Genomic DNA, 24,261 nt, shown 5'->3' with positions numbered 1-24,261 from the left:
AATTACTAAACCCTGAAAGTCGTCAGAGGGAATAATAATTAAGCCATATCCTGGACAGCCCGTTGCGCCGCTTTGCTAGCCTGAATATTCAGGCAAAGCTCAATCTGGAGGTATTCTTGCTGATTAGACTCAAGAAAGAACGAACGCATAAGGAGGATCGCCGGCTTGCTCTCTGGCTGGCGACCTCGGCAGGTTTGCTGAATGCCATCGCTCTCGGGGCATTTGGTTTTTTCCCCTCACACATGACCGGCAACACCTCACAGTTATCGAGCGAAGTCTCTTCCACCGATCTGAGCGATATGATTTTCTTCGGCTCGATTATTCTCTCTTTTGTCGCAGGCGCCATTATTGCGCGCATGATTGTGATATGGGGCATTATTCATAACGTCAGGCTGGTTTTTTGCCAGATCCTGTTTGTCGAAGGGTTATTACTGACCGGCGTCTCCTTCTACGAGATGTATTTTCATGCCCTCACCAGCAACCGCGTGATTATTCTTTTTCTGTGCGGACTAATGGGCATTCATAACTCCACCTCCACGCAGCTTTCCGGCGGGCGGGTGAGATCAACGCACATTACCGGCACGCTGACGGACGCGGGGATATCCCTGGCCTCGGTACTGGTGGCGATGCTGCGCAGGGATTACTCCAAAGATACGGCGGCGCAAAAAAGCCAGCTGACAACCCACTTAACCACCCTTTTCTCGTTTATTTCGGGCGGTATCGCGGGGCTGCTGCTGTTCAGATGGATCGGGTTTAACGCCATGCTGGCACTCGGGTTGATGCTCGCCGTGGTCGCTATCGTTTCAATTATCACCGTCTCGACGCGGGTTCGACGGGTTCGTGCCTCTCTCTGAAGTTAATGACCGATATCCGGCGTATGAGCTCCTTAGATGTGACACCGTCACATCTAAAAATTCGCTTTAGGACTATTCTGTCTGACCCTCAATCAGCCCTTATGCCATAAGGCCTAACCCAAGGTTGTCACTGTTTTCATAGGGTTACTGATTTTACCCCTTCGCTGGAACCCTTCCCAAACGCTTGCTATAGGTGAAATACCCCTGCCGAAACATGGCATAACAACAGGCAACCGGTGGTTGCTATAACGCATGCGCACAGGGAGACACACCGCAATGCACCCATTACTCAAACGTTCGCTGCTGTTTGTCGGCGCCATTATCGTGGTCCTCGCCCTCCTCGTCTGGGGCATCGGGCTGGAAACGATAAGGGCGCGCCAGGTTGACCTGGTTTATCTCGGGCAACAGCACATGATTCTGGTTTTCTCATCGATGCTTTTTGCCCTGCTGGTCGGTATTCCAGCCGGCATTCTGCTGAGCCGCCCGGCCGCGCGGGGTATCGCCGAATATGTGATGCAAATTTTTAACGTCGGCAACACGCTCCCGCCGCTGGCCGTACTGGCGCTGGCGATGGTGGTGATTGGCATTGGCGATACGCCCGCCATCATCGCCCTGTTCCTCGCCTCGCTGCTGCCAATCGTGCGCAATACCTACGCCGGGCTGTGCTCGGTACCGCCGTCGCTGCTGGAAGCGGCAAACGGCATCGGGATGACCAAATGGCAGCGTCTGCGTCAGGTTGAGCTGCCAGCCGCCTGGCCGGTCATGCTCTCGGGGATCCGCATCGCCACCGCCATTAACGTCGGTACCGCGCCGCTGGCGTTCCTGATTGGGGCCAGCAGCTACGGCGAGCTGATTTTCCCCGGTATCTACCTGAACGATTTCCCGACCCTGATCCTCGGCGCGGCGGCCACCGCCCTGTTCGCCCTGATCCTCGATACCCTGCTGGCGGCGCTGGGTCGCGTAATGAGTCCCCATCTCGCTCGATAACTATAACAAGGAGCTTCTATGAGACTGTTTTCCGGCCTGACGGCGCTGTGTGCCGCGGCGCTGTTCACCAGCCAGGCGATGGCGGCCCCGCTGATTCTGGCGACCAAGAGCTTTACCGAGCAGCATATTCTCTCGGCGATGACCGTGCAGTACCTGCAAAAGAAAGGTTTTCAGGTCCAGCCGCAAACCAACATTGCCACGGTGATCTCCCGCAACGCGATGATCAACAAGCAGATTGACATGACCTGGGAGTACACCGGCACGTCCTTGATTATCTTTAACCATATCAACCAGCGCATGTCGCCGCAGGAGTCTTACGAGACGGTGAAACGCCTGGACGCAAAGCACGGTCTGGTCTGGCTCAAGCCCGCCGATATGAACAACACCTACGCTTTCGCCATGCAGCGCAAGCGCGCCGAGGCGGAACACATCAACACCATGTCGGAGATGGTGGCGAAGATTGAGCAGATCCGTAAAACCAACCCGGACAAAAACTGGCTGCTGGGATTAGACCTGGAGTTTGCCGGGCGCAGCGACGGCATGAAGCCGCTGCAGGCGGCCTACAAGATGGATCTGGACCGCCCGCAAATCCGTCAGATGGACCCCGGTCTGGTCTATAACGCGGTGCGCGACGGCTTCGTTGACGCCGGTCTGATTTACACCACCGACGGGCGCGTGAAAGGCTTCGACCTCAAGGTGCTGGAAGATGATAAAGGCTTCTTCCCGAGCTACGCGGTGACGCCGGTGGTGCGTAAGGACACGCTGGAGGCGAACCCCGGTCTGGAAGAGGCGCTCAACACCCTCTCGGCGCAGCTCAACAACGACGTTATCACCGAGCTGAATAAGAAGGTGGATATCGACCATCAGTCACCGCAGCAGGTCGCCCGCGATTTCCTGCGTAGCAAACAGCTGCTGTAGGAGGCGCTATGGAGACGATTCACTACATTCTCGACAACTGGGATTACCTCTTAACCCTCACCCTTCAGCACCTGTGGCTGGTGGCGCTGGCCGTAGGTTTAGCCATCATCATCGGCGTACCGCTGGGGATTCTGATTGTCCGCCATAAGTGGCTGGCAACGCCGGTGCTGGGGATTGCTACCATCGTGCTGACCATTCCGTCCATCGCCCTGTTTGGCCTGATGATCCCGCTGTTTTCGCTGATCGGTCAGGGTATTGGCGCCCTGCCCGCGATCACGGCGGTGTTTCTCTACTCGCTGCTGCCGATTGTGCGTAACACCCATACGGCGCTCGACAGTCTGCCGCCGGGCTTGCGCGAAGCCGGGCGCGGCATCGGCATGACCTTCTGGCAGCGGCTGCGCTGGGTTGAAATCCCGATGGCGCTGCCGGTGATTTTCGGCGGGATCCGCACCGCCGTGGTGATGAATATCGGCGTGATGGCGATTGCCGCCGTGATCGGCGCGGGCGGTCTGGGCCTGCTGCTGCTCAACGGCATCGGCGGAAGCGATATTCGCATGTTGATTGCGGGCGCGCTGATGATTTGTCTTTTAGCGATTGTGCTCGACTGGCTGCTGCACCGTCTGCAGGTGGTTCTGACTCCAAAGGGGATTCGATAATGATAAAACTGGAAAACCTCACCAAACAATTTTCACAGAAGCACGGCCAGTCCTTTAAGGCCGTCGACAACGTTAACCTGACCGTACCCGAAGGGGAAATGTGCGTCCTGCTCGGCCCCTCCGGCTGCGGGAAGACCACCACCCTGAAGATGATTAACCGCCTCATTACCCCAAGCAGCGGGACAATCCTGATCAACGGTGAAGACACCAGCGGGATGGACACCGTCACCCTGCGCCGCAACATTGGCTACGTTATCCAGCAGATTGGCCTGTTCCCTAACATGACCATCGAAGAGAACATCACCGTCGTGCCGCGCATGCTGGGCTGGGATAAAGCGCGCTGCAAAACCCGCGCCGAAGAGCTGATGGATATGGTGGCGATGGATCCGCATAAGTTCCTCAACCGCTACCCGCGCGAGATGTCCGGCGGCCAGCAGCAGCGTATCGGCGTGATCCGCGCCCTGGCGGCGGATCCTCCGGTACTGCTGATGGATGAACCCTTCGGCGCGGTGGACCCGATCAACCGCGAGGTGATCCAAAACCAGTTCCTGGAGATGCAGCGCAAGCTGAAAAAAACCGTCATGCTGGTCAGCCACGATATCGACGAAGCCCTGAAGCTCGGCGACCGTATTGCGGTGTTCCGTCAGGGAAAAATCGTGCAGTGCGCCAGCCCGGATGAGCTGCTGGCGAAACCGGCGAACGAGTTTGTCGGCTCGTTTGTCGGTCAGGACCGGACGCTGAAGCGTCTGCTGCTGGTATCGGCGGGCGACGTCACCGACCAGCAGCCGACCATTACGGTGCGGGGCTCTACTCCGCTTCCCGACGCCTTTGCGACCATGGATGATAATGACATTCGTGCCGTTACGGTGGTCGACGAGCACGGCAAACCGCTGGGCTTTGTGAAGCGTCGCGAAGCGCGTAACGCCAGCGGTACCTGCGCCGACATTCTCCATCCGTTCCGGATGACCGGCAAGGCGGAAGACAACCTGCGCGTGGTGCTTTCACGTCTGTATGAGAGTAATACCAGCTGGATGCCGATTGTTGATGAGGACGGTCGCTACAACGGCGAGATTTCGCAGGACTATATTGCCGAGTACCTGAGCTCCGGGCGCACGCGCCGGGCGCTGAATATTCATAGCGACAGCTAACCTTTCTGGCCGGGCATCGCCCGGCTTTTTCGCACGCAGACCTTTTGCTAACCCCGCGATTTCCCGCCACAATATCGTATCGTCCCCGTTAAAACGCGACCCATGCAACGTCTTCATACCTACCCCGATATCCGCGCGATGTTTCGTCGCCTGCTGATTGCCACCGTCACCGGCGTGCTGGCCGCGCTCGCCGTTGCGGTATTCCGCCACAGCATGTACCTGCTGGAGTGGCTGCTTCTCAGCAACGACAGCGGCAGCCTGGTGAATGCGGCCGCGTCGCTCTCGCCCTGGCGACGCGCATTGACGCCCGCACTGGGTGGGCTGGCTGCCGGACTGCTGCTCTGGGGATGGCAGCGTCTGACCGCGCAGCGGCCTCATGCCCCCACCGATTACATGGAAGCGCTGGAGACCGGAGACGGCCAGTTTGACTACGGCGCCAGCCTTGTAAAATCCCTTGCCTCGCTGCTGGTCGTGGCCAGCGGAAGCGCCATCGGGCGTGAAGGGGCGATGATCCTGCTTGCCGCCCTGGCCGCCTCCCTTTTCGCCCGGCGCTTTACGCCCAAATCCGAATGGAAATTATGGATAGCCTGTGGTGCCGCCGCCGGGATGGCCAGCGCCTATCACGCGCCCCTGGCCGGAAGCCTGTTCATCGCGGAAATTCTGTTTGGCACGCTGATGCTGGCCTCGCTCGGCCCCGTGGTGATCGCGGCGGTGGTGGCGCTTCTCACCACTCAGCTCCTGGCTCCGGGCGCGGGTACGCTCTACGCGGTCCATCTGAGCGGCCTCCTTACCGCGGCCGATTATGCTCTTCTCGTCGCGATGGGGCTGGTGGCGGGCCTCTGCGGACCGCTGCTGATGTGGCTGATGGACGTCAGCCACGGGCTTTTCCTGCGCCTCAAGCTTTCGCCGCCGTGGCAATTAGCGCTGGGCGGTGCGATCGTCGGGCTGCTGTCTCTTCTCACGCCGAAGGTGTGGGGGAATGGCTACAGCGTGGTTCAGGCTTTTCTGCTCGCCCCGCCGCTGCTGTCGGTGATTGCCGGGGTGTTCATCTGTAAACTGCTGGCGGTACTGGCGAGCAGCGGATCGGGCGCGCCCGGTGGGGTGTTTACGCCCACGCTGTTTGTCGGTATGGCAACAGGAATGCTGTTCGCGCAGCTTTTCGCGCTGTGGCTGCCGGGCTCTGAGACGGCGATTTTGCTGGGGCTGGCGGGGATGGCAACGCTACTTGCCGCGACCACGCATGCGCCCATTATGTCGGCGCTGATGGTCTGTGAAATGACCGGGCAGTATTTTTTACTGCCCGGCCTGCTGGTCGCCTGCGTGGTGGCGTCCGTGCTGTCGCGGACGTTACGCCACGACTCGGTCTACGGTCAACACGCCACCGAGGGCAGAGAGATCGATGTACTGCGCTAGCTCGCGCTGCTCGGCGCGGGGCAGATAAGGCAGTTCACCCACCAGCGGCCCGGGCAGCTTTTTGCTCAGCACGTCGATGATCTCGGCGTAGTGCGCCAGGCCCGGGTTGATGCGGTTTGCTACCCAGCCAATCAGCGGCAGGCCGTCATTGGCAATCGCCTGGGCCGTCAGCAGCGCGTGGTTGATGCACCCTTCCTGGATACCCACCACCATTACCACCGGAAGCTGTTCCTGCACGACCCATTCGGACAGCGGGCGCAAATCATTCATCAGGCTGCGCCAGCCGCCCGTCCCTTCCACCACCACGTGGTCCACCTTTTCGCTCAGGTTCGCCAGGCCGTCGGACAACAGGGGATAATTAATCAGGCCGCTGTGCGCTACGCTGCTCTCCTCTTCGCTTAACGCAATGGGATTGACCGCGTGATAAGGCAGTTCCAGCGACGAGACGCTTTGCAGCACCAGGGCGTCTTTATTACGCAATCCCTCTGGCGTCTCTTTACTGCCTTTTGCGACCGGTTTGTACCCTGCCACGCGTTTACCGCTTGCTGCCAGCGCCTGCAGCAATGCGCGGGATACGACGGTCTTGCCGACAGAGGTATCTGTACCAGTAACAAAGAAACGCTTAAGCATGACTCACTCCACCTCTTGGGTATGCTTCGAAAATATAAACCAGGTAAATAATTCAGTGGAGGAAGTCTACGGGATGCGTGCGCTACCCGGCTTGAGATAGCGCAATTTTTCTTACATCTGCGGAAAAGAGTTAACCCTGCAGCAGGCGGATCAACAGCGAGCCGTTATACATGGCATCTTTGACCAGCGCCGCGCCGGCCATGGTTCCCTGGTTGGAAAACTGGGTGCTTTCTACCGCAATATTTTTGCTGTAGGCGGGAAGCGACTGCTGATGGATGCAGGCCGAAATCGCCGGGAAGAGGATCTCCGCCGCCTGGCTCAGCGGTGAGCCAATAAGGATTTTTTGCGGATTGAAGAGGTTCACCATAATGGCCAGTATGCGGCCAACGTTATTCCCCACGCCGGTAATAATGTCCTTCGCCAGCAGATCGCCCTGGCGCGCGGCGGCGCAAAGGGAATCCACCGTCAGGGGTTGGCCGTGCAGCGAAGAGCTCATGGACTGGCTGAGCCTGACCTGCGCCAGCTCCAGCACGCTTTCCACGCTGGCAATGGTCTCCAGACAGCCGTGGTTTCCGCAGTAGCAGCGCTTGCCGTACGGGTCGACCTGGGTATGACCGATTTCCACCAGGCTACTGCTCCCGGCGTGGAGAAGACGTCCGTCGGTAATCACGCCCGCCCCGACGTTATGGTCGATGACCACCTGAATCACATCCCGCGCGCCGCGCGACGCGCCAAACAGCGCTTCCGCCATTGTCCAGGCGCTGATGTCATGCTGGATATAGACCGGTACGCCGGTATGGTTTTTCAGCACCTCGCCCAGCGGCATCTCTTTGACATCATCGTAAAACGGCATGCGGTGAACAATACCGTTTTCGGTATCAATAATGCCCGGCATGGTGATGGCAATCGCCGTTAAGCGTTCCAGCCGCTGCTGATGGCGGATAAAGAAGTGATCGATATGCGAGACAATCGCGTCGAGGAGCGGTTCCTCCGCGTTGAGCGGCAGTTCAAGCCGGTCTTCCACAACCAGCTTGCTGCTCAGGTCGCGCAGCGCAAGGAAGATCTCCCCCCGGCTGATGCGCAGTGACAGGTAGTGCCACGCTTCCGTTTCAACCACCAGCCCGACTGCCGGACGGCCGCGGCTGCCCGGCTCCTGAATTTCCGTCTCCTGAACCAGGTGCGCTTCCAGCATCTCGCGGACAATCTTGGTGATACTGGCAGGTGCCAGTTGTGCCAGGCGCGAAAGATCGATACGCGAAACCGGACCAAGCTGATCAATCAGGCGATACACCGCGCCAGCGTTGGTCTGCTTAATCTGATCGATATGCCCTGGCTGACTATCAGCAACCACCTCGTACTCCCTTATTTTCGAGCTTCGAAATAAACTGTTTGCTATGGTGAAGCACTTGCATGGCCGTCGTCAAATATTTACTTAGCCATGTGATTTACCGCACATTTTTACCCTCTTTTGCGTGAAAATGCCGCCCGGCAGAGGCGCTCATTAGCTGCTGTTTGAAGCGCTGTGCGGCATGGCTCTGTTCACGGTGTTTTGACCACACCAGCCACATTTCGGAAACGGCATCCTCTTCGGCGATGGTCACCCAGTGCATTTCGCGCAGCTGCACCCGCTTAAAGGAGGCCGGAAGAATAGATACGCCCAGACCGGCCGCGACCAGGCCGATAATGGTCATCGCTTCCCCTACCTCCTGAGTGATGACCGGGGCAAGATCGTAGCGGCGCATCAGCCCCAGGATATCGTCATACAGACCCGTCCCGACCTGCGGGTCAAAAAAGACAAAGGGCTCTTTTGCCAGCTCTGCCAGCGAGACCGCCGGACGCGACGCCAGCGGGTGATCGTGCGGGATCATAGCCATCAGCGGTTCGCGCAGGATAACCTCCCACGCCAGCGTGTCCGGCAGCTGGGTGTTACGCATCAGCCCCAGATCCAGCGCTCCCTCATTCAGCGGTGCAATCTGCTCGCGGGTGTTGATTTCGCGCGTCTGAATGTGAACATCCGGAAAGTGGCGACGAAATGACGAAAGGGTCTCCGAGACGGCGCTGATAAACGGCGCGGACGAGGTAAACCCGATCCGAAGCTCTCCGGCTTCCCCGAGATAGAGCCGTTCAGCACGGGCGGCGGCGTCATCGACCATGCTCAGAATTTGTCGGCTGTCGATCAGGAACTGCTTACCCGCCGCCGTCAGACTCACGCTGCGGTTGGTGCGGGCCAGAAGGCGCGCCCCGACCTGCTGCTCCAGGATCTGAATCTGCTGGCTTAACGGTGGCTGAGAGATATTCAGGCGTGCCGCCGCGCGGCCAAAATGCAGCTCCTCGGCGACGGCGACAAAGTAGCGAAGATGACGCAGCTCGATATTCATATTTTTAAAGTATCATTTGAGATTATTAATATATTAGACAGAATATTTACATTTTCCTACCCTGAACAGGTGGTCATACCCGTCACCAGAAATCACGGGGATGTTTAAGCAAGGAAATTGTGTGAGCCGTACAACGACTATTGATATCGATCCGGCCAGCGATATCAATGATTTACCCGCAGCACCGCAGCCGGTCCAGTTCATTAAACGTGGTACCCCCCAATTTATGCGCGTCACGCTGGCGCTCTTTTCCGCCGGTCTGGCGACCTTCGCCCTGCTCTATTGCGTTCAGCCGATCCTGCCCGTTCTCTCTCATGAGTTTGGCGTATCGCCTGCCAGCAGCAGCGTTTCGCTCTCTGTTTCTACCGGCATGCTGGCGATAGGCCTGCTCTTTACCGGGCCGCTGTCCGACGCCATTGGCCGTAAACCGGTGATGGTAACCGCGCTGATGCTGGCGTCGGTCTGTACGTTACTCTCGACCATGATGACCAGCTGGCACGGTATTCTGGTGATGCGCGCGCTGATTGGGCTCTCGCTCAGCGGCGTGGCGGCGGTCGGGATGACCTACCTCAGCGAGGAGATCCACCCGAGCTTTGTTGCTTTCTCTATGGGGCTTTACATCAGCGGGAACTCGATTGGCGGAATGAGCGGACGCCTGCTGAGCGGGGTGTTTACGGACTTCTTTAACTGGCGTATTGCGCTGGCGGTAATCGGGTGTTTTGCGCTGGCATCAGCGCTGATGTTCTGGAAAATTCTACCGGAATCGCGTCATTTCCGCCCGACATCGCTGCGCCCGAAAACGCTGTTTATCAACTTCCGCCTGCACTGGCGCGACAAAGGTTTGCCGCGCCTGTTTCTGATGGGATTCCTGCTGATGGGCGCCTTCGTCACGCTGTTTAACTATATTGGCTACCGCCTGATGCTCTCGCCGTGGCATCTGAATCAGGCCGTTGTCGGTTTGCTTTCTGTGGCCTATCTCACCGGCACGTGGAGCTCGCCGAAAGCCGGGGCGATGACCGCACGCTATGGACGCGGGCCGGTACTGCTGGTATTCACGGGCGTGATGTTACTCGGCCTGCTGCTGACGCTCTTTTCCTCGCTGTGGTTCATCTTTGCCGGGATGCTGCTCTTCTCCGCCGGGTTCTTCGCCGCCCACTCGGTCGCCAGCAGCTGGATTGGCCCGCGCGCGCGTCGCGCCAAAGGCCAGGCATCATCGCTGTATCTGTTCAGCTATTACCTGGGCTCCAGCATCGCCGGGACCCTCGGCGGCGTGTTCTGGCATAACTACGGCTGGAACGGCGTGGGCGGGTTTATCGCGCTGATGCTGTGCGCGGCGCTGCTGGTGGGCACCAGTTTGCATAAACGTCTGCATTAACATTCCAGCGCCTTCGTGTTTAAATCAAGCCGATGCTAATTTTTGTCATCGGCTGATTCAGACACGAGGACTTCATGAAAAACAATAACTACCAACAACTCACCCGCACCTTCCAGCGTCTCTCCCGCTTCTCCCATCTCTCCTCCATCGCCAGCTGGGATATGTTCACGATGATGCCGCCGGGCGGCAGCGCCGCGCGCGGCGAGGCGCTGGCGGAGATGAGCGTCCTGCAACATCAGATCCTGACCGATAAAAAAGTCGGCGACCTGTTAGCGGCGGCGGCAGGTGAAGATCTGAATGATGTCGAACAGGCCAACCTGCGCGAAATGACGCGCCACTACCAGCAGGCCACTCTGCTGCCGGAATCGCTGGTGGAAGCCAAATCCCTGGCGGGCAGCAAGTGTGAACACGCCTGGCGTACTCAGCGCCCCGCTAACGACTGGCAGGGTTTTTCCGCCAACCTGAAAGAGGTGGTCAAACTCAGCCGCGAAGAGGCTCGCCTGCGGGCCGAAGCCAAAGGCTGTACGCCGTACGACGCGCTGCTGGACATTTTTGAACCCGACATGACCAGCGCGCGTCTGGACGTTCTGTTCGGCGATATGAAATCCTGGCTCCCGGACCTGCTGGCAAACGTGGTGGAAAAGCAGGCTCAACGGTCGTTTATTCCGCCGCAAGGCCCCTTCCCGACGGCAACACAGCGTGAGCTGGGCCTTGAAGCCATGAAGATGCTTGGCTTCGATTTTAACGGCGGTCGCCTGGACGTGAGCGCGCACCCGTTCTGCGGCGGCGTTCCGGAAGACGTGCGCATCACCACGCGCTATGACGAAGATGAGCTGCTCAGCGCGCTGTTTGGCGTGATCCACGAAACCGGACACGCCCGCTACGAACAAAACCTGCCGCGCGCGTGGGCAGGACAGCCGGTTGCCCTGGCGCGCTCAACCGCGATCCATGAGTCACAGAGCCTGTTCTTTGAAATGCAGCTGGGGCGTAGTGAAGCCTTCCTCAGGCATCTTCTCCCTGCGGTACACGCCCGCTTTGGCAGCCAGGCGGCGTTCAGCGAAGAGAACTTTATTGCCTGGAACCAGCGCGTGAAGCCTGGCTACATCCGCGTCGATGCGGACGAAGTGAGCTACCCGGCACACGTGGTGCTGCGCTATGAGATTGAGCGTGCGCTGATCAACGGCGAGATCGAGGTGGACGATATTCCCGCCCTGTGGGACGAGAAAATGCAGGCCTGGCTCGGATTATCCACCAAAGACAACTACCGCAACGGCTGTATGCAGGACATCCACTGGACCGACGGCGGTTTTGGTTACTTCCCGTCATACACCCTCGGCGCTATGTACGCCGCGCAGCTGTTCCATGCCGCCCGAACCGCACTGCCGGGTCTGCAGGCCTCCATCGCTGAAGGCGATTTTTCCGCACTCTTTGAGTGGCTGCGTCAGAACATCTGGCAGCACGGCAGCCGTTTCAGCACGTCGCAATTAATCACCCAGGCGACGGGTGAAGATCTGAATATCCGTTACTTCCGCGAACATCTGACCTCCCGTTATCTTTAATCCCTCTGCCGGAGCCTGCTCCGGCACTCTTCTCACCCTTTTCAATAAGAATATGATTTAGCACATGTTGTCATGATTGCGTCGGGTGTATGAATGCGTGTCCTTCCGACACAATTAGACTGCTATCAGGTCAGGATTAAAAAAATAAAGGGATGAATGATGAAAGGCATAATGAAAACGATGTTAGCCATTCTGTGTGCGACCAGTTTAAGTACTTTCGCAGCCACGGATAATACCCCGCAAGACGCGTTCAACGATATTACCCGCTCTCTTGCAGACCTCCAGCCCATCACGTTTCAGGCTCCTGCTGAAAAATATAAGCTGCTGGTGTTTATTGATAACCAGTGCATTTACTGCAGCAACGTAGTGAAAAGCGTTAAGCAATATACGGATGCCGGTTTGACGATGTCGTTTCTGACCGTTGCGCCCAACGCCATTCGCGATTCGGTGATTGAAGATATGGGGCGCGTCTGGTGTTCAACCGATAAGGTCAAAAGCCTGCAACAAGCGATGGCGGGATTTTTACCGGATAACGACACCACCACAGCCTGTTCCGATCTGATCGCGCGGCAATCTGCCCTGGCAGAACGTTTGGGCATTAGCATCACCCCGGTAATGGTGGTGATCGAGCCTGAATCACGGTCGATTATAGGCAGCCAGTCTCCGGCGGCTATTCTGGCCACACTGAACAAATAACAGAGGCCCGTACGAGCAGCGGCGTTTGGCCTGTTCGTACACTTTCCTCCCCTCTGTACATTCCGTTACACGCCGATACCAATCACTCACGGAAACCTCGAATTTACAGGGATATAGTTATTTCAACGGCCCCGCAGTGGGGTTAAATGAAAAACCAAATTCGAGGGTATGAGAATGAATAAAGTATTAGCTCTGGTTGTTGCCGCTGCTATGGGTCTGTCTTCTGCTGCATTTGCTGCTGACACTACCGCAACTGCCGCACCGGCTGCGGCTCCTGCTGCAACCACCACCGCTGCGCCAGCAAAAGCGGTTCACCATAAGAAACATCACAAAGCTGCAGTGAAAAAGGAAGCCGCTGCGCCAGCAACCGCAGCACCAACCGAGCAGAAAGCTCAGGCTGCCAAAAAGCACCACAAGAAAGCCGCTAAACCGGCTGTAGAACAGAAAGCGCAGGCTGCTAAAAAGCACCACAAAAAAGCCGCTAAACCGGCTGTAGAGCAGAAAGCGCAGGCTGCTAAAAAGCACCACAAAAAAGCGACCAAACCGGCTGTAGAACAGAAAGCTCAGGCTGCTAAAAAGCATCACAAAAAAGCAGTAAAACACGAAGCTGCTAAACCAGCTGCACAGCCAGCTGCGTAAGAGTACAAGCTTAACCGTGCCCTTCGGGGCACGTTGGTAAACCGGCGCTGAACCGGAACAGGTTCCGCGCCGTTTTTTTATTTCCGGAGGGCGTATGCTGCGACGCTATCGGTTTGAGCTGATTCTTATCCTGCTTATTTTATGCGCGCTCATCGCCAGCCATTTTTATCTTTCCTGATTGTAGCACGCTGATTTTACTCCCACTTTAGCGCTGTCCCGTCTATAGTATTTTCATAGGGTTCACTTTTAATAATCATAATTACCCCCACCAGAGTGTAATATGCGTAAATCTGTTGTGTTGTTACTGGGAACGTTTGGTCTTTTTTCTGGATTCTCACATGCGGATGATGGCGGTGATGACACCATTAGCGCGAAAGAGCTAAAGACGCTTTTTTTCGGTCATGACGATCGTACGCGCGTCGCCGATCCCACCCAGGCCCCCTGGGATGCTATAGGTCAACTGGAAACCGCCAGCGGTAACTTATGCACCGCGACGCTGATCACCCCGCAGCTTGCCCTGACGGCAGGTCACTGCCTGTTAACGCCGCCAAACGGCAAGCCGGATAAAGCGGTTGCCTTGCGGTTTGTGTCGCAAAAAGGGACCTGGCGCTATGAAATCCACGGCATTGAAGGACGGGTCGATCCGTCTCTCGGCAAACGCCTGAAGCCGGATGGCGACGGCTGGATCGTGCCACCGGCGGCCGCCTCATGGGATTTTGGCCTGATCGTTTTACGCTACCCGCCTTCGGGCATTACGCCTCTACCGTTATTTGACGGCGACAAGGCCGCTCTCACCGCCGCGCTGAAAGCCGCCGACCGAAAGGTGACGCAGTCAGGCTATCCTGTCGATCATCTGGATACGCTTTATACGCACAGCGACTGTATTGTGACGGGCTGGGCGCAAACCAGCGTACTCTCGCATCAGTGCGATACGTTGCCGGGTGACAGTGGTTCGCCGCTGATGCTGAAAACCGACAATGGCTGGCAGTTGATTGGTGTCCAGAGCTCTGCGCCGGCGGCAAAAGACCGGTGGCGCGCCGATAACCGCGCCTTGTCCGTTACCGGTTTCCGCGACCAGCTGGAAACGCTGGCGCAGCAGTAAATCAGCAGCGTCTGACCTTACGTAACGCTTTGATTGACTCAATTGGCATCGGCTGGCTGAACCAAAAACCCTGCAGTTGATCGCAGCCAGCCAGCCGCAGCAGTTTCATTTGCTTCTCGGTTTCCACCCCTTCTGCCACCACCGCCATGCCCAGCGCATTGGCGATCCGCACCGTACCGCTCACCAGCGCGGCCGCCTGTTCATCGTTATCCACCAGCCCGGCCAGGGATTTATCGATCTTGATGGTGTCGAAGTTAAAACGCCGCAAATAGCCAATGCTGGAATAGCCGGTGCCAAAGTCATCCAGCGCCACCGCCGTACCCAGCGCTTTAAGATTCGCTATCGCCATGCGGGCTCGCTCCGGATTTTCCAGTACATACGACTCCGTAACCTCAAGCTGCAGCCGGTTGGCCGGGAAACGGGTGCTCTCCAGCACGCTGGCCACTTTTTCTTCGAAGGCAGGATCGCGAAATTGCGCGGGGGAGATATTCACGGAGAGCTTTAATTCACCGTACGGCTGTAGATCCTCACATGCTCGCTGCAATACGAACTGACCCAGCTTGTAAATCAGACCGCTGGTCTCCGCAATGGCGATAAAGGTATCCGGACCCAGCGGCCCCTCCGGGCGACGTGGCCAGCGGACCAGCGCTTCGACGCTGCTCATTGTCTGACTGCGGGCGTCAACGATCGGCTGATACCAGACCTCAAACTCATCGCGCTCCAGACCGCTGCGGATCTGATTTTCAATCGCCAGCTTGCGTTCCCGGACGCTGTTCAGCTCCGCGTCGTAGTGGGTAATACGCCCTTTCCCGCTCATTTTGGCGTGATACATGGCAATATCGGCACGGCGAAACAGTTCGGAACTGTTGCATTCCGTCAGGGTTCCGCTGGCGATGCCGATGCTGGCACCGATATGGATGGTGCGTTCCCCCAGCTGAACCGGGGTGGTGAGAAAATCCAGCACGGAAACGGCAAAGGCGGTAGCCTGCGCCTCTGCATCATCTCCACCGATGGTCATGGCAAACTCATCCCCGCCCATGCGCGCCAGCATCCCGCCCGGCGGCACGCGTTCATTCAGCGTTTTTGCTATCGCCACGATGAGGTCGTCACCCACGCTGTGGCCGTAGATGTCATTCACATCTTTAAAACCGTCCAGATCGATAAACACCACGCTTTTGACGTCGGTATCGCCGCGTAAACGCACCCGATCAAGCGTTTCGATAAGCGCGCGCCGGTTCGGCAGATGGCTTAGCCAGTCCGTTCTTGCAACCAGACGCGCCTGGCTTTCGCCGCGCGCGAGTTTGTACAGCCCCACGCTGCTCACCAGAATGAAGAGCAGAATCAGCCCCGACACCAGCACCACAATCTGCCTGATATCAGACGATGCCGCCCGGGCGGCCTGTGCGCCCGGGAGCCGCGCCTGCCAGTTCAGATATCCGACTAACTCCCCTGCCGCACTGTGCAGCGGCATACTGCGATCGTTGATTTTGCCTGGGGTAAAATGGAGGTTATCGATCTGAAAGGTGCCGCCCAGGTCGGATAATATTCTGGCGTTCAGATGGCGGGTAATCACCAGATAGCGGCGCGTTCCGTCGTGGACCTGTAAGCTGCCGACCATCGGGCGAATCAGCCCAATGCCGACAAAGGCCACGCCGTTGCGCGTCTGGCTGATCCCCGCATAGATATTTTTTTCGCCCGCAAGCTCGCGCCCGTGCTGGTCGATAAGCGCTTTGAGGCCTTTACCAAAGAAGTCGAGGTTTTTTTCGTTAAAGGGCCGGCTTTGAAACGATCCCCAGAGGACGTTGAAATGCTCATCCAGCATGAAGGTGCCGTCATAGAGGTTATTGATTTTAAAGCCCGTACCCCAGGTGTTGTACAGCCAGTCGGTATCAAGCGTGGGACGGTAGGCCTCCCGCACCGCATCGTCCCAGACGGCGTTATCAAGCACCAGAGAGGAGACGCGGTTAACCGATGTCTGAATAGACCCCTGCACGGAAAGCGCCGTGCGGTGTTCATCAATTTCGTTGGTTTTGGTGCTGATAAGATGCAGGGATAGATAGAGCAGTGCGACGATGGAGATGATTAAGCCGATGCCCGCCATGAAGACCAGGGCAAACAACGTTCTCGCATTGGGAATATTGCGCCAGCTTAATGTGCGATACATCAGCCATCCTCTTCATGTTTTGCTTTTCTAAGCGTAATACAGGCAGCGAATTTCGCTGCCTGTAAATCATGGCGAGAGGTCTGTCAGGCGAGTTTTATCATGATCATGCCGGCAAGCAGCAAGATGAGGCCCATCCAGCCCTTGTTGTTTAAGCGCTGGCCGAAGAGTACCCAGCCAGCGGCCAGGGTAGCGGCGATACCAAAACCGCCCCACAGCGCATAGGCCACCGAAAGATCGATCCCTTTTACCGCCTGAGACAGCGCGCTGAACGCCCCCAGAACCGCGGCAATCGACATCAGGCCGTAGAGTTTACGGCGAAAACCATCCGAGAATTTCAGCAGAACGTTCGCCAGAATCTCCAGCACGATGGCGAGCCCCAGCCAGGCCGCATGAACCCACTCAAACTGTTGCATGGTTCTGCTCCTTCTGCTGTTTGCCAGGCTTACGGGTACCCGATTTAATCAGCACAATACCCGCAACCAGCGTCGTTAATCCGGCGACCTTCATTGTTGTTAATGTTTCGTCAAATATCAGCACGCTGAACAGCGTAATCAACAAAATACCGATCCCTTCCCACAGTGCATACGCGACGCCCAGCGCAATTTTTTTCACCGCAAACGAGAGGAAAATATAAGAAAGTGAAATCATCACCAGCATCAAAATAAAACCGGTGTTGCCATCGCTGACGCTTGCCCATTTCATAGACAGCGTGCCGGTAATTTCAGCGATGATAGCCAGCGCTAATAGGATCCAGTAAAACATGTTTTTCTCCTGCTTGAGAATATAATCCATCATGGCTCGCTGCGTGCAGCAAACCCAAAAAAACGAATTGAAATCAGAAAGCTAAGCGCTTAGCGCCAGCTCAGGCAGAAGACGTGACTATAGTGCGGTGCGCCAGTGTTGCTCACCAGAAAGCAGGCAGAAGGAGGTGGAGTATACAGCGGTATTGTTTGAAGAGTACGTCCTGAACATATTGTCCATAAAATTACAATTATCCGCGTTGTTGCTTCTCGTCTTTGCGGATGAAAATTGTCCTCAGTAGTTAAACACACCAGATTTGTACCATAAGCCAGGATTTTACTCAAAGTCTTTGCAATTCTTTACCCATACCGTTTGATTTTGGTTAGTTTATTGCAACGCCTTTCACCTTTATTATAAATATAAAGAAAAATTCGGAGTCACCATGGCTAAACCCATTATTACCCTGAACGGGTTAAAAATTGTCATCATGCTGGGCATGCTGGTGATCATACTGACGGGCGTTCGTTTTGCCGCCGACATTATTGTGCCTTTTATTCTGGCCCTGTTTGTTGCGGTGATCCTTAACCCGCTGGTGCAGCGCATGACGCGGCTACGCATCCCGCGCGTGCTGGCGATTACGCTGCTTATCAGCATCATCATTGTGGCGATGGTCTTGCTGGTGGCGTATCTGGGGACCTCGCTCAATGAACTGGCGCGAACGCTGCCGAAGTACCGCTCTTCGCTGGCGATACCGCTGCTGCAGCTGGAACCCTGGCTGCAGCGCGCGGGCATCGAAGTCTCGGTTGAGGAACTCCTGAAATATATCGACCCCAATGCGGCCATGACGATCGTCACCAGCCTGCTGGCGCAGCTTTCCAATGCCATGACCTCCATTTTCCTGCTGTTTTTAACGGTGGTGTTCATGCTGCTGGAGGTGCCGCAGCTGCCGGCAAAGCTGCAGCAGATGATGGTCCGTCCGGTTGAAGGAATGGGAGCGATTCAACGCGCGCTGGACAGCGTCTCCCGCTATCTGGTGCTGAAAACGGCGATTAGCCTGGTCACGGGCGGTGTTGTCTGGGGAATGCTTCTTGCGCTGGACGTTCGCTTTGCGTTTGTCTGGGGGTTACTGGCGTTTGCGCTTAACTATATTCCCAACATCGGCTCCGTGCTGGCGGCGATCCCCCCTATCCTCCAGGTGCTGGTTTTCAGCGGGCTTTATGACGCGCTGATCCTGCTGGCCGGCTATCTGGTCATCAACCTGGTGTTCGGTAATATTCTTGAGCCACGCATGATGGGTCGGGGGCTGGGACTCTCCACGCTGGTGGTCTTTTTGTCCCTGATTTTCTGGGGCTGGCTTCTCGGGCCCGTTGGGATGCTGCTCTCCGTCCCGCTAACCATTATCGTCAAGATTGCCCTGGAACAGACGGCGGGCGGGCAAACTATCGCCGTGCTGCTGAGCGATATGAGCCACAAATAGCGCTGACAGGAGGGACGTATTGCCCCTCCAGTCTTCGCGATAAGCGCCCGGATAGTTACAGATTGAGAATCACGCCACGCGCTATCCTTGCGTGCCAACTACTCGCGCCAGCCCATTGCCGGTGCGACGTGTTTGAGAATGGATTCAATTACGTGCGCATTGTAATCCACACCGAGCTGGTTCGGCACGGTCAGTAATAACGTATCGGCTTCGGCAATCGCGTCGTCCTTTTTCAGCTGTTCAATCAGCTTGTCCGGCTCCGCCGCATAGCTGCGCCCGAAGATGGCGCGCGTTTTCTCATCAAGGTAGCCCACGCTATCGCTGTCGTTGCGGCTGGCACCGAAATACATCCGGTCGCGGTCGTCCATTAGCGCAAAAATGCTGCGGCTGACCGACACCCGCGGCTGGCGCGTATGCCCTGCCTCTTTCCAGGCCTGACGGTACGCGCGGATCTGTTTTGCCTGCTGAATATGGAACGGCTCGCCGGTTTCATCGTCCTTCAGGGTTGAACTTTGCAGGTTCATTCCCAGCTTTGCGGCCCATACGGCCGTCGCATTCGAACCGGCGCCCCACCAGATACGCTCGCGCAGCCCTTCAGAATACGGCTCCAGGCGCAGCAGCCCCGGCGGATTCGGGAACATAGGCTGCGGATTGGGTTTGGCAAACCCTTCACCGCGCAGCACCTCAAGCAGCACCTCGGTATGACGGCGCGCCATATCCGATTCGTCTTCCCCTTCCTGCGGGACATAGCCGAAATGACGCCAGCCATCAATGACCTGCTCCGGCGAGCCGCGGCTGATGCCAAGCTGCAAACGACCGCCGGAAATCAGATCCGCCGCGCCCGCGTCTTCGGCCATGTACATCGGGTTTTCATAGCGCATGTCAATTACGCCGGTACCGATTTCGATGGTTTTCGTTTTTGCGCCAATGGCCGCCAGCAGAGGAAACGGCGAGCTCAGCTGTCGGGCGAAATGGTGCACGCGGAAATAGGCGCCGTCTGCCCCCAGCTCTTCAGCCGCCACGGCTAAATCAATGGACTGCAGCAGCGTGTCTGCCGCCGAGCGCGTGCCGGACTGCGGTGAAGGCGTCCAGTGACCAAAGGATAAAAACCCGATCTTTTTCATAACCATGTGTCCTGATAATGCTTTGCGTTCTATACACTTTACGCATTACCCGGTAAGAATAAATGCCGTTTATTTAACGGAATAATTCAAATAAATTGATTGAATTTTTTTCAGGTCCGTCAGGTAAAAAACGGCTGGTTATCGGTTTGATTTAACGTTACTACTCTATGTCAGGATTTTTACACCGGACAGAAAATGAAGAGACGCTATGTTGTTGCGGATGTTTTTACTGACACCCCGTTTCAGGGTAACCCTGTCGCCGTCGTACTCGATGCGGAGGGTATGAGCAAAGCACAAATGCAGCAGGTCGCCGTTGAATTTGGCTACAGCGAAACCACGTTCGTTCTGCCGCCAGACAATCCCTCCAGTACGGCACGCGTGCGAATTTTTACGCCCTCGCGCGAGATCCCCTTCGCCGGGCACCCGAATGTTGGAACTGCGTACGTGCTGGCCTATCACGCCGCGATGAATCATCAGCCCCTGCCTGAAACGCTGCACTTCGAGGAAATAGCCGGTCTGGTGCCAGTACGCCTGCTGCGTGACAACGATACCGTGACTGGCGCAGAACTCCTGGTGCCTGAGGCACTCTCCTGCCGCTCTGAAGTAAGCCCGGAAAGCGTGGCTGCCTGCTTATCCCTGAACGCAGAAGATATCCGTACCGCGGTACATATGCCTGTTGTCGCGTCGGTAGGTCTGCCCTTCCTGATAGCCGAGCTGGCTTCTCGCGAGGCGCTTCGTCGGTGCGTGCCGAATTTACAGGGTTTTCGCGCAACGTTACCGCTGGATGGCGCGGTTTCCCTCTATGCCTATACCCTGGATACGGATCCCGATGAACCTCACGATATGCAGGCCCGCATGTTTACTCCCCGCATGACAGAAGATCCTGCAACAGGTAGCGCGACCGCCGCTACAACGGCGCTGCTGGCGTTGCACCGCAATAAAACGACGCTTAACCTTAACGTCAGTCAGGGCGTTGATATGGGGCGAGCAAGCGTGCTGTTCGCGGGATACGATGCCTCGTCAGGAAAGGCGGTGGTTCGCGTAGGGGGAAAATGTGTGATTACGCTTGAAGGCGCATTTTCACTCTAACGGAGCAATGGCGTTTACCTTTACGGCACCCGATGGGCTATATTGACACACTATTTTTATCACAGGTAAAACCGGCAATGGCTTTGATCCCCAAAAACTACGCGCGGCTGGAAAGCGGCTATCGCGAAAAAGCATTAAAAATCTATCCATGGGTGTGTGGACGCTGCTCGCGCGAGTTTGTCTATTCCAATCTGCGTGAACTCACGGTTCATCATATCGATCACGACCATACCAACAACCCGGAAGATGGCAGCAACTGGGAGCTGTTGTGCCTGTTTTGCCACGATCACGAACATTCGAAATACACCGAAGCGGATCAGTACGGCACCACCGTGGTCGCCGGGGAAGACGCGCAAAAAGACGTGGGCGTCGCCACGTTTAACCCGTTTGCCGATTTAAAAGCGATGATGGATAAGAAGAAATAATCCTCTCGTCCCCTCGTGCTTCTCGAATTTAAAATGTCCAGATGATAGCGGCGGTTGCAGCTCCCTCATTGCGCCGCATCACGATCGGGCTGTTATTCGCACGATCGCCCAGCCAGCTATAGTCCGCGCTCAGCACCGTTCCCCAGTGGGCATCGAACTGATGGCTCCAGGTCAGGCTGGTGTCGACGCCGTAGAATCCACCCGTCGCAGCATAGCGGCGATAGCCGGTGCGGCGGCTCTGCTGCTCGCTGACCCCATACCAGGTATTCAGATAACGGCCGTCGCCGAACAGGGCCGCAGACTGAAAGGCAACCGTATCCTGGTTATTTTGCACGGGGATCAGCGTCACGGAGGCCTGATAGCTTGCCCCCTGGCTGTCCGTTAACGGCAGCGTCGCTTTGCCTTCCATACTCAGCCATGGCGTGGCCTGCCAGCCGACGGCAAGGCCGGTATTCAGGGTGGCATCAATGTCCCCCATTCCTTTCAGATTGTTTGCGCCCTCACGCCAGCCAGAATTTTTATCAGCCCTTCCGAAGTCGTAGCCCAGCGTGTGTTCAAAATACCAGCCGCTGTCGTTTTGCAGGTCATATCCCACCCCTTTTTGCGCATCAATAAAGAAAGCGCCTTTACGACCCTGCAGCACCGGAACCACCTGCCACACCTGCTTGTCTGAGCCTGAGTAACGCGGGGCATACTGTCCCCCCAGCCCGACGGTTAAGGAATCGGACGCGGAGCCATCATCCGCCTGCGCGCCAGAACTCACGGCCATCAGAAGCGGGACGGACATATACAGGACTTTTTTTATCGCTATCATACTGCTCTCCATACGGACGCTGGCGCCTCCTGATACGGGGGCGGCCACACAATGTTGGCGCAGTATGATTTGGCTGAATCAATGAATCGTCGGGATAGTGTTAAGAAATGGTCAAGGTGAACGGATGTTGTCCAGAAGAGTGCTGATTATTGAAGATGACGCCGATGCGGCCGGCGTGCTCGAGGCCTATTTACGGCGGGAAAATTACGACGTGACCATTACCGGAGACGGTCATTCCGGACTGGATATGGCGCAGCGGTGGAAGCCCGACCTCATCCTGCTGGACGTGATGCTGCCGGGGCTTAACGGCACCGAGGTGCTGGCTGGCCTGCGTCGTAAAAGCGATGTGCCGGTGATCATGGTCACGGCCATGGGGGATACCCCCGACCGTATTGGTGCCCTGCGGTACGGTGCCGATGATTACGTTGTGAAGCCTTATCATCCGGGGGAAGTGGTAGCTCGGGTGCAGGCGGTGCTGCGGCGCAGCAGTAAAAAAGAGACGGACGAAGCGATCCTTCGCTGGCAAACGCTCGAGGTGGACGTGGCCGCCATTGTGGCGAGCGTGGATAACGGCGGCGACGCGCCCGTGATGCTCGATCTTACGCCAACGGAATTCTCGCTTCTGGCAACGCTGCTGCGTTCTCCGGCGCACCCGTTCTCCCGCCAGTATTTACTGGAGCACTGTCTGCCGGAAAGCGAGGCGCTGGAGCGCGTGGTGGACACCCATATTTATAACCTGCGTAAAAAACTGGAAGCGGCGGGGATCTCCGGCGTGCTGATCAACGTTCGCGGCGTGGGTTACAGGTTCAGACAGCCATGATTAAAAATCAGCACTCCTCTCTGTGGCGCTGGATTTGCGCGCGCATCCTGGCGCTGGCTATCGGCAGCGTGATCGTCATTGCCACCTGCATGTGGCTGCGCTATGCGGTACAGAACTACTGGATAATGGGCAAAATGCCAGCGGCGGTCCGCCAGGAGTTTCTGACGCTCAGCCAGAACCCGCAGGCCAATCCGGCCCGCTTCCACTCGATTGTGGACACCTGGTGGGGCCTGAGCTATTCCACGCCGTCTATCGCCTCAGCCGACTGGGCCACGGTGGCCCTGCTGGTGCTGGTGATGATCCCGTTTATCGTGGTGATGGGGCTCAAACACGCCCGGCCGCTGGCGCTGCAGTTCAGCCGCCTTCGCGATGCGGCAAAGGATGTCGCCGACGGGCAGTTTGGCCGCCAGGCGGAACTGATCGAGGATGCGCCGGCTGAAATGGTCAGCTTTGCGACCGACTTTAACTCCATGACGGGACAACTCGCCCGCTATGAAAAAGAGCTCCGCGCCTCGCACGTCGCGATGGCGCACGAGCTGCGCTCGCCCCTGACGGCCGCCATCGGGCGTCTGCAGGGCATGTTAGACGGCGTGTTTGACGCCAGCCCGGCGCAGCTCGGCATGGTGATGAAACAGCTCCAGCACCTCAACCGCCTCACCGATGAGCTTCACCTTCTCTCGCTCGCCGACGCGGGTAACCTCGTGCTGGAGGACCAGCCGTTTTGTCTGGATGAGCTGATTCAGGAGCGGGCTGCCTGGATCATGCCCCAGGCTGACGCGCATCATTTTCGGATAACGCTTCGCAACCCGCGCACCAGCCCCTTCAGAGGCGATGCGTTCCGTCTTGGACAGGTCGTTACGATCCTCATGGAAAATGCGCTACGTTACGGACGCGAGGGCGGCCACCTCGAGGTGGCGCTGCACTACGCCATCGGGCGCTACACCCTCGAATTTACCGATGACGGGCCGGGGGTATCGCCCCAGTTCTTACCGGAAATGTTTAAACGCTTTAGCCGCGAGGAGCAGTCCCGCGCGCGGCATTCCGGCGGCAGCGGCCTCGGTTTATCCATCGCCCGGGCGATTTGCGAGGCGCATGGGGGTGAGATTAGCGCGTCATTACCGGAAACCGGCGGCCTCGCCGTGCGCATTTTATTGCCCTGGCATCCGTCCGGTAATGAAAATCTTCACTCTTGATAAAGCCTTGACAGAACATCGAATCTTTCTCGACGTAGCGCGCATTTAATAACGCCATT

24 protein-coding genes and 1 pseudogene are annotated in these 24,261 nt (G+C 57.2%); 16 read left to right on the top strand and 9 right to left on the bottom strand.

Features of this window, described 5'->3' with window-relative positions:
* The first annotated feature begins 116 nt into the window (after positions 1-116).
* The 6 genes from EnteroDNA1_RS02115 to clcB all read left to right on the top strand — a co-directional run bounded on the left by EnteroDNA1_RS02115 (position 117) and on the right by clcB (position 5,976).
* Positions 117-854, top strand: a complete 738-nt coding sequence (locus EnteroDNA1_RS02115; RefSeq protein WP_069303907.1) for a YoaK family protein — start codon at positions 117-119, stop codon at positions 852-854.
* Between the two features lie 276 nt (positions 855-1,130).
* On the top strand, positions 1,131-1,841 hold the full coding sequence (gene osmY, locus EnteroDNA1_RS02110; protein ID WP_069302737.1) for an osmoprotectant ABC transporter permease OsmY: 711 nt from the start codon (positions 1,131-1,133) through the stop codon (positions 1,839-1,841).
* A gap of 18 nt (positions 1,842-1,859) precedes the next feature.
* Positions 1,860-2,759: an osmoprotectant ABC transporter substrate-binding protein OsmX gene (osmX, locus tag EnteroDNA1_RS02105; RefSeq protein ID WP_069302736.1), complete on the top strand. Its 900-nt coding sequence runs from the start codon at positions 1,860-1,862 to the stop codon at positions 2,757-2,759.
* 8 nt (positions 2,760-2,767) lie between these two features.
* Entirely contained in the window at positions 2,768-3,415 is a 648-nt protein-coding gene (osmW, locus tag EnteroDNA1_RS02100) for an osmoprotectant ABC transporter permease OsmW (protein WP_006808875.1), read from the top strand.
* Positions 3,415-4,563: an osmoprotectant ABC transporter ATP-binding protein OsmV gene (osmV, locus tag EnteroDNA1_RS02095; protein WP_069302735.1), complete on the top strand. Its 1,149-nt coding sequence runs from the start codon at positions 3,415-3,417 to the stop codon at positions 4,561-4,563. Before osmW ends, osmV begins: the two co-directional genes overlap by 1 nt.
* A 102-nt stretch (positions 4,564-4,665) precedes the next feature.
* Positions 4,666-5,976, top strand: a complete 1,311-nt coding sequence (clcB, locus tag EnteroDNA1_RS02090) for a voltage-gated ClC-type chloride channel ClcB (protein WP_064672396.1) — start codon at positions 4,666-4,668, stop codon at positions 5,974-5,976.
* Here the strand turns inward: clcB and bioD are convergent.
* The 3 genes from bioD to EnteroDNA1_RS02075 all read right to left on the bottom strand — a co-directional run bounded on the left by bioD (position 5,911) and on the right by EnteroDNA1_RS02075 (position 8,984).
* The gene (gene bioD / locus EnteroDNA1_RS02085) at positions 5,911-6,606 is read right to left on the bottom strand and encodes a dethiobiotin synthase (protein WP_023311511.1); all 696 of its coding nucleotides are present in this window, start codon (positions 6,604-6,606) and stop codon (positions 5,911-5,913) included. The two genes, clcB and bioD, sit on opposite strands and share 66 nt — an antisense overlap.
* 130 nt (positions 6,607-6,736) lie before the next feature.
* Positions 6,737-7,957, bottom strand: coding sequence for a sugar metabolism global transcriptional regulator Mlc (mlc, locus tag EnteroDNA1_RS02080; protein WP_023311510.1), 1,221 nt, complete (start codon positions 7,955-7,957; stop codon positions 6,737-6,739).
* Between the two features lie 94 nt (positions 7,958-8,051).
* A complete protein-coding gene (locus EnteroDNA1_RS02075) occupies positions 8,052-8,984 on the bottom strand; it encodes a LysR family transcriptional regulator (protein WP_069302734.1) in 933 nt (310 codons plus the stop codon).
* Positions 8,985-9,105: 121 nt separating this feature from the next.
* On the opposite strand from EnteroDNA1_RS02075, the gene EnteroDNA1_RS02070 reads away from it, so the two are divergent.
* The 5 genes from EnteroDNA1_RS02070 (at position 9,106) to EnteroDNA1_RS02050 (ending at position 14,355) form a co-directional block, all read left to right on the top strand.
* A complete protein-coding gene (locus EnteroDNA1_RS02070) occupies positions 9,106-10,359 on the top strand; it encodes an MFS transporter (protein ID WP_069302733.1) in 1,254 nt (417 codons plus the stop codon).
* Positions 10,360-10,433: 74 nt separating this feature from the next.
* Positions 10,434-11,918 carry a carboxypeptidase M32 gene (locus EnteroDNA1_RS02065; RefSeq protein WP_047061701.1) on the top strand — a complete coding sequence of 495 codons (1,485 nt, stop codon included), beginning with the start codon at positions 10,434-10,436 and terminating at the stop codon, positions 11,916-11,918.
* A gap of 171 nt (positions 11,919-12,089) precedes the next feature.
* Complete coding sequence (locus EnteroDNA1_RS02060) at positions 12,090-12,614, top strand: thioredoxin fold domain-containing protein (RefSeq protein ID WP_231926984.1); 525 nt, start codon at positions 12,090-12,092, stop codon at positions 12,612-12,614.
* A 174-nt stretch (positions 12,615-12,788) separates the two neighbouring features.
* Complete coding sequence (gene asr / locus EnteroDNA1_RS02055) at positions 12,789-13,253, top strand: acid resistance repetitive basic protein Asr (RefSeq protein ID WP_069302731.1); 465 nt, start codon at positions 12,789-12,791, stop codon at positions 13,251-13,253.
* 280 nt (positions 13,254-13,533) lie between these two features.
* A complete protein-coding gene (locus tag EnteroDNA1_RS02050; protein ID WP_064672389.1) occupies positions 13,534-14,355 on the top strand; it encodes a trypsin-like serine peptidase in 822 nt (273 codons plus the stop codon).
* 1 nt (position 14,356) lies between these two features.
* On the opposite strand, the gene EnteroDNA1_RS02045 is transcribed toward EnteroDNA1_RS02050, so the two are convergent.
* The 4 genes and pseudogenes from EnteroDNA1_RS02045 to EnteroDNA1_RS22660 form a co-directional block, all read right to left on the bottom strand.
* The gene (locus EnteroDNA1_RS02045; protein WP_064672388.1) at positions 14,357-16,519 is read right to left on the bottom strand and encodes a bifunctional diguanylate cyclase/phosphodiesterase; all 2,163 of its coding nucleotides are present in this window, start codon (positions 16,517-16,519) and stop codon (positions 14,357-14,359) included.
* 83 nt (positions 16,520-16,602) lie between these two features.
* Complete coding sequence (mdtI, locus tag EnteroDNA1_RS02040) at positions 16,603-16,932, bottom strand: multidrug/spermidine efflux SMR transporter subunit MdtI (protein ID WP_024909144.1); 330 nt, start codon at positions 16,930-16,932, stop codon at positions 16,603-16,605.
* Positions 16,919-17,281, bottom strand: a complete 363-nt coding sequence (gene mdtJ, locus EnteroDNA1_RS02035) for a multidrug/spermidine efflux SMR transporter subunit MdtJ (RefSeq protein ID WP_029739354.1) — start codon at positions 17,279-17,281, stop codon at positions 16,919-16,921. Before mdtJ ends, mdtI begins: the two co-directional genes overlap by 14 nt.
* A gap of 117 nt (positions 17,282-17,398) precedes the next feature.
* Positions 17,399-17,569 (bottom strand): annotated as a pseudogene (locus tag EnteroDNA1_RS22660) (protein YdgV).
* 133 nt (positions 17,570-17,702) lie between these two features.
* On the opposite strand from EnteroDNA1_RS22660, the gene EnteroDNA1_RS02030 reads away from it, so the two are divergent.
* Entirely contained in the window at positions 17,703-18,737 is a 1,035-nt protein-coding gene (locus tag EnteroDNA1_RS02030; RefSeq protein WP_039262698.1) for an AI-2E family transporter, read from the top strand.
* Between the two features lie 98 nt (positions 18,738-18,835).
* Here the strand turns inward: EnteroDNA1_RS02030 and EnteroDNA1_RS02025 are convergent, their stop codons facing one another.
* Complete coding sequence (locus tag EnteroDNA1_RS02025; RefSeq protein WP_032657621.1) at positions 18,836-19,861, bottom strand: LLM class flavin-dependent oxidoreductase; 1,026 nt, start codon at positions 19,859-19,861, stop codon at positions 18,836-18,838.
* 195 nt (positions 19,862-20,056) lie between these two features.
* On the opposite strand from EnteroDNA1_RS02025, the gene EnteroDNA1_RS02020 reads away from it, so the two are divergent.
* Entirely contained in the window at positions 20,057-20,950 is an 894-nt protein-coding gene (locus tag EnteroDNA1_RS02020; protein ID WP_064672387.1) for a PhzF family phenazine biosynthesis protein, read from the top strand.
* A gap of 77 nt (positions 20,951-21,027) precedes the next feature.
* On the top strand, positions 21,028-21,375 hold the full coding sequence (gene yajD / locus EnteroDNA1_RS02015; RefSeq protein WP_003857471.1) for an HNH nuclease YajD: 348 nt from the start codon (positions 21,028-21,030) through the stop codon (positions 21,373-21,375).
* A 28-nt stretch (positions 21,376-21,403) separates the two neighbouring features.
* Here the strand turns inward: yajD and EnteroDNA1_RS02010 are convergent, their stop codons facing one another.
* The gene (locus EnteroDNA1_RS02010; RefSeq protein WP_069302730.1) at positions 21,404-22,189 is read right to left on the bottom strand and encodes a MipA/OmpV family protein; all 786 of its coding nucleotides are present in this window, start codon (positions 22,187-22,189) and stop codon (positions 21,404-21,406) included.
* Positions 22,190-22,313: 124 nt separating this feature from the next.
* Between EnteroDNA1_RS02010 and EnteroDNA1_RS02005 the strand changes: the two genes are divergently transcribed.
* Together EnteroDNA1_RS02005 and EnteroDNA1_RS02000 are read left to right on the top strand one after the other, a co-directional pair.
* Positions 22,314-23,009, top strand: a complete 696-nt coding sequence (locus tag EnteroDNA1_RS02005) for a response regulator (protein WP_029739347.1) — start codon at positions 22,314-22,316, stop codon at positions 23,007-23,009.
* Positions 23,006-24,202, top strand: a complete 1,197-nt coding sequence (locus EnteroDNA1_RS02000; protein WP_069302729.1) for a sensor histidine kinase — start codon at positions 23,006-23,008, stop codon at positions 24,200-24,202. Before EnteroDNA1_RS02005 ends, EnteroDNA1_RS02000 begins: the two co-directional genes overlap by 4 nt.
* Positions 24,203-24,261 lie beyond the last annotated feature (59 nt).

The sequence above is a fragment of the Enterobacter sp. HK169 genome, from assembly GCF_001719105.1.
Taxonomy (GTDB): domain Bacteria; phylum Pseudomonadota; class Gammaproteobacteria; order Enterobacterales; family Enterobacteriaceae; genus Enterobacter; species Enterobacter asburiae_B.
The sequence above is the reverse complement of the archived record's forward strand: the minus strand, read 5'-3'. Positions and strand labels throughout refer to the sequence as shown.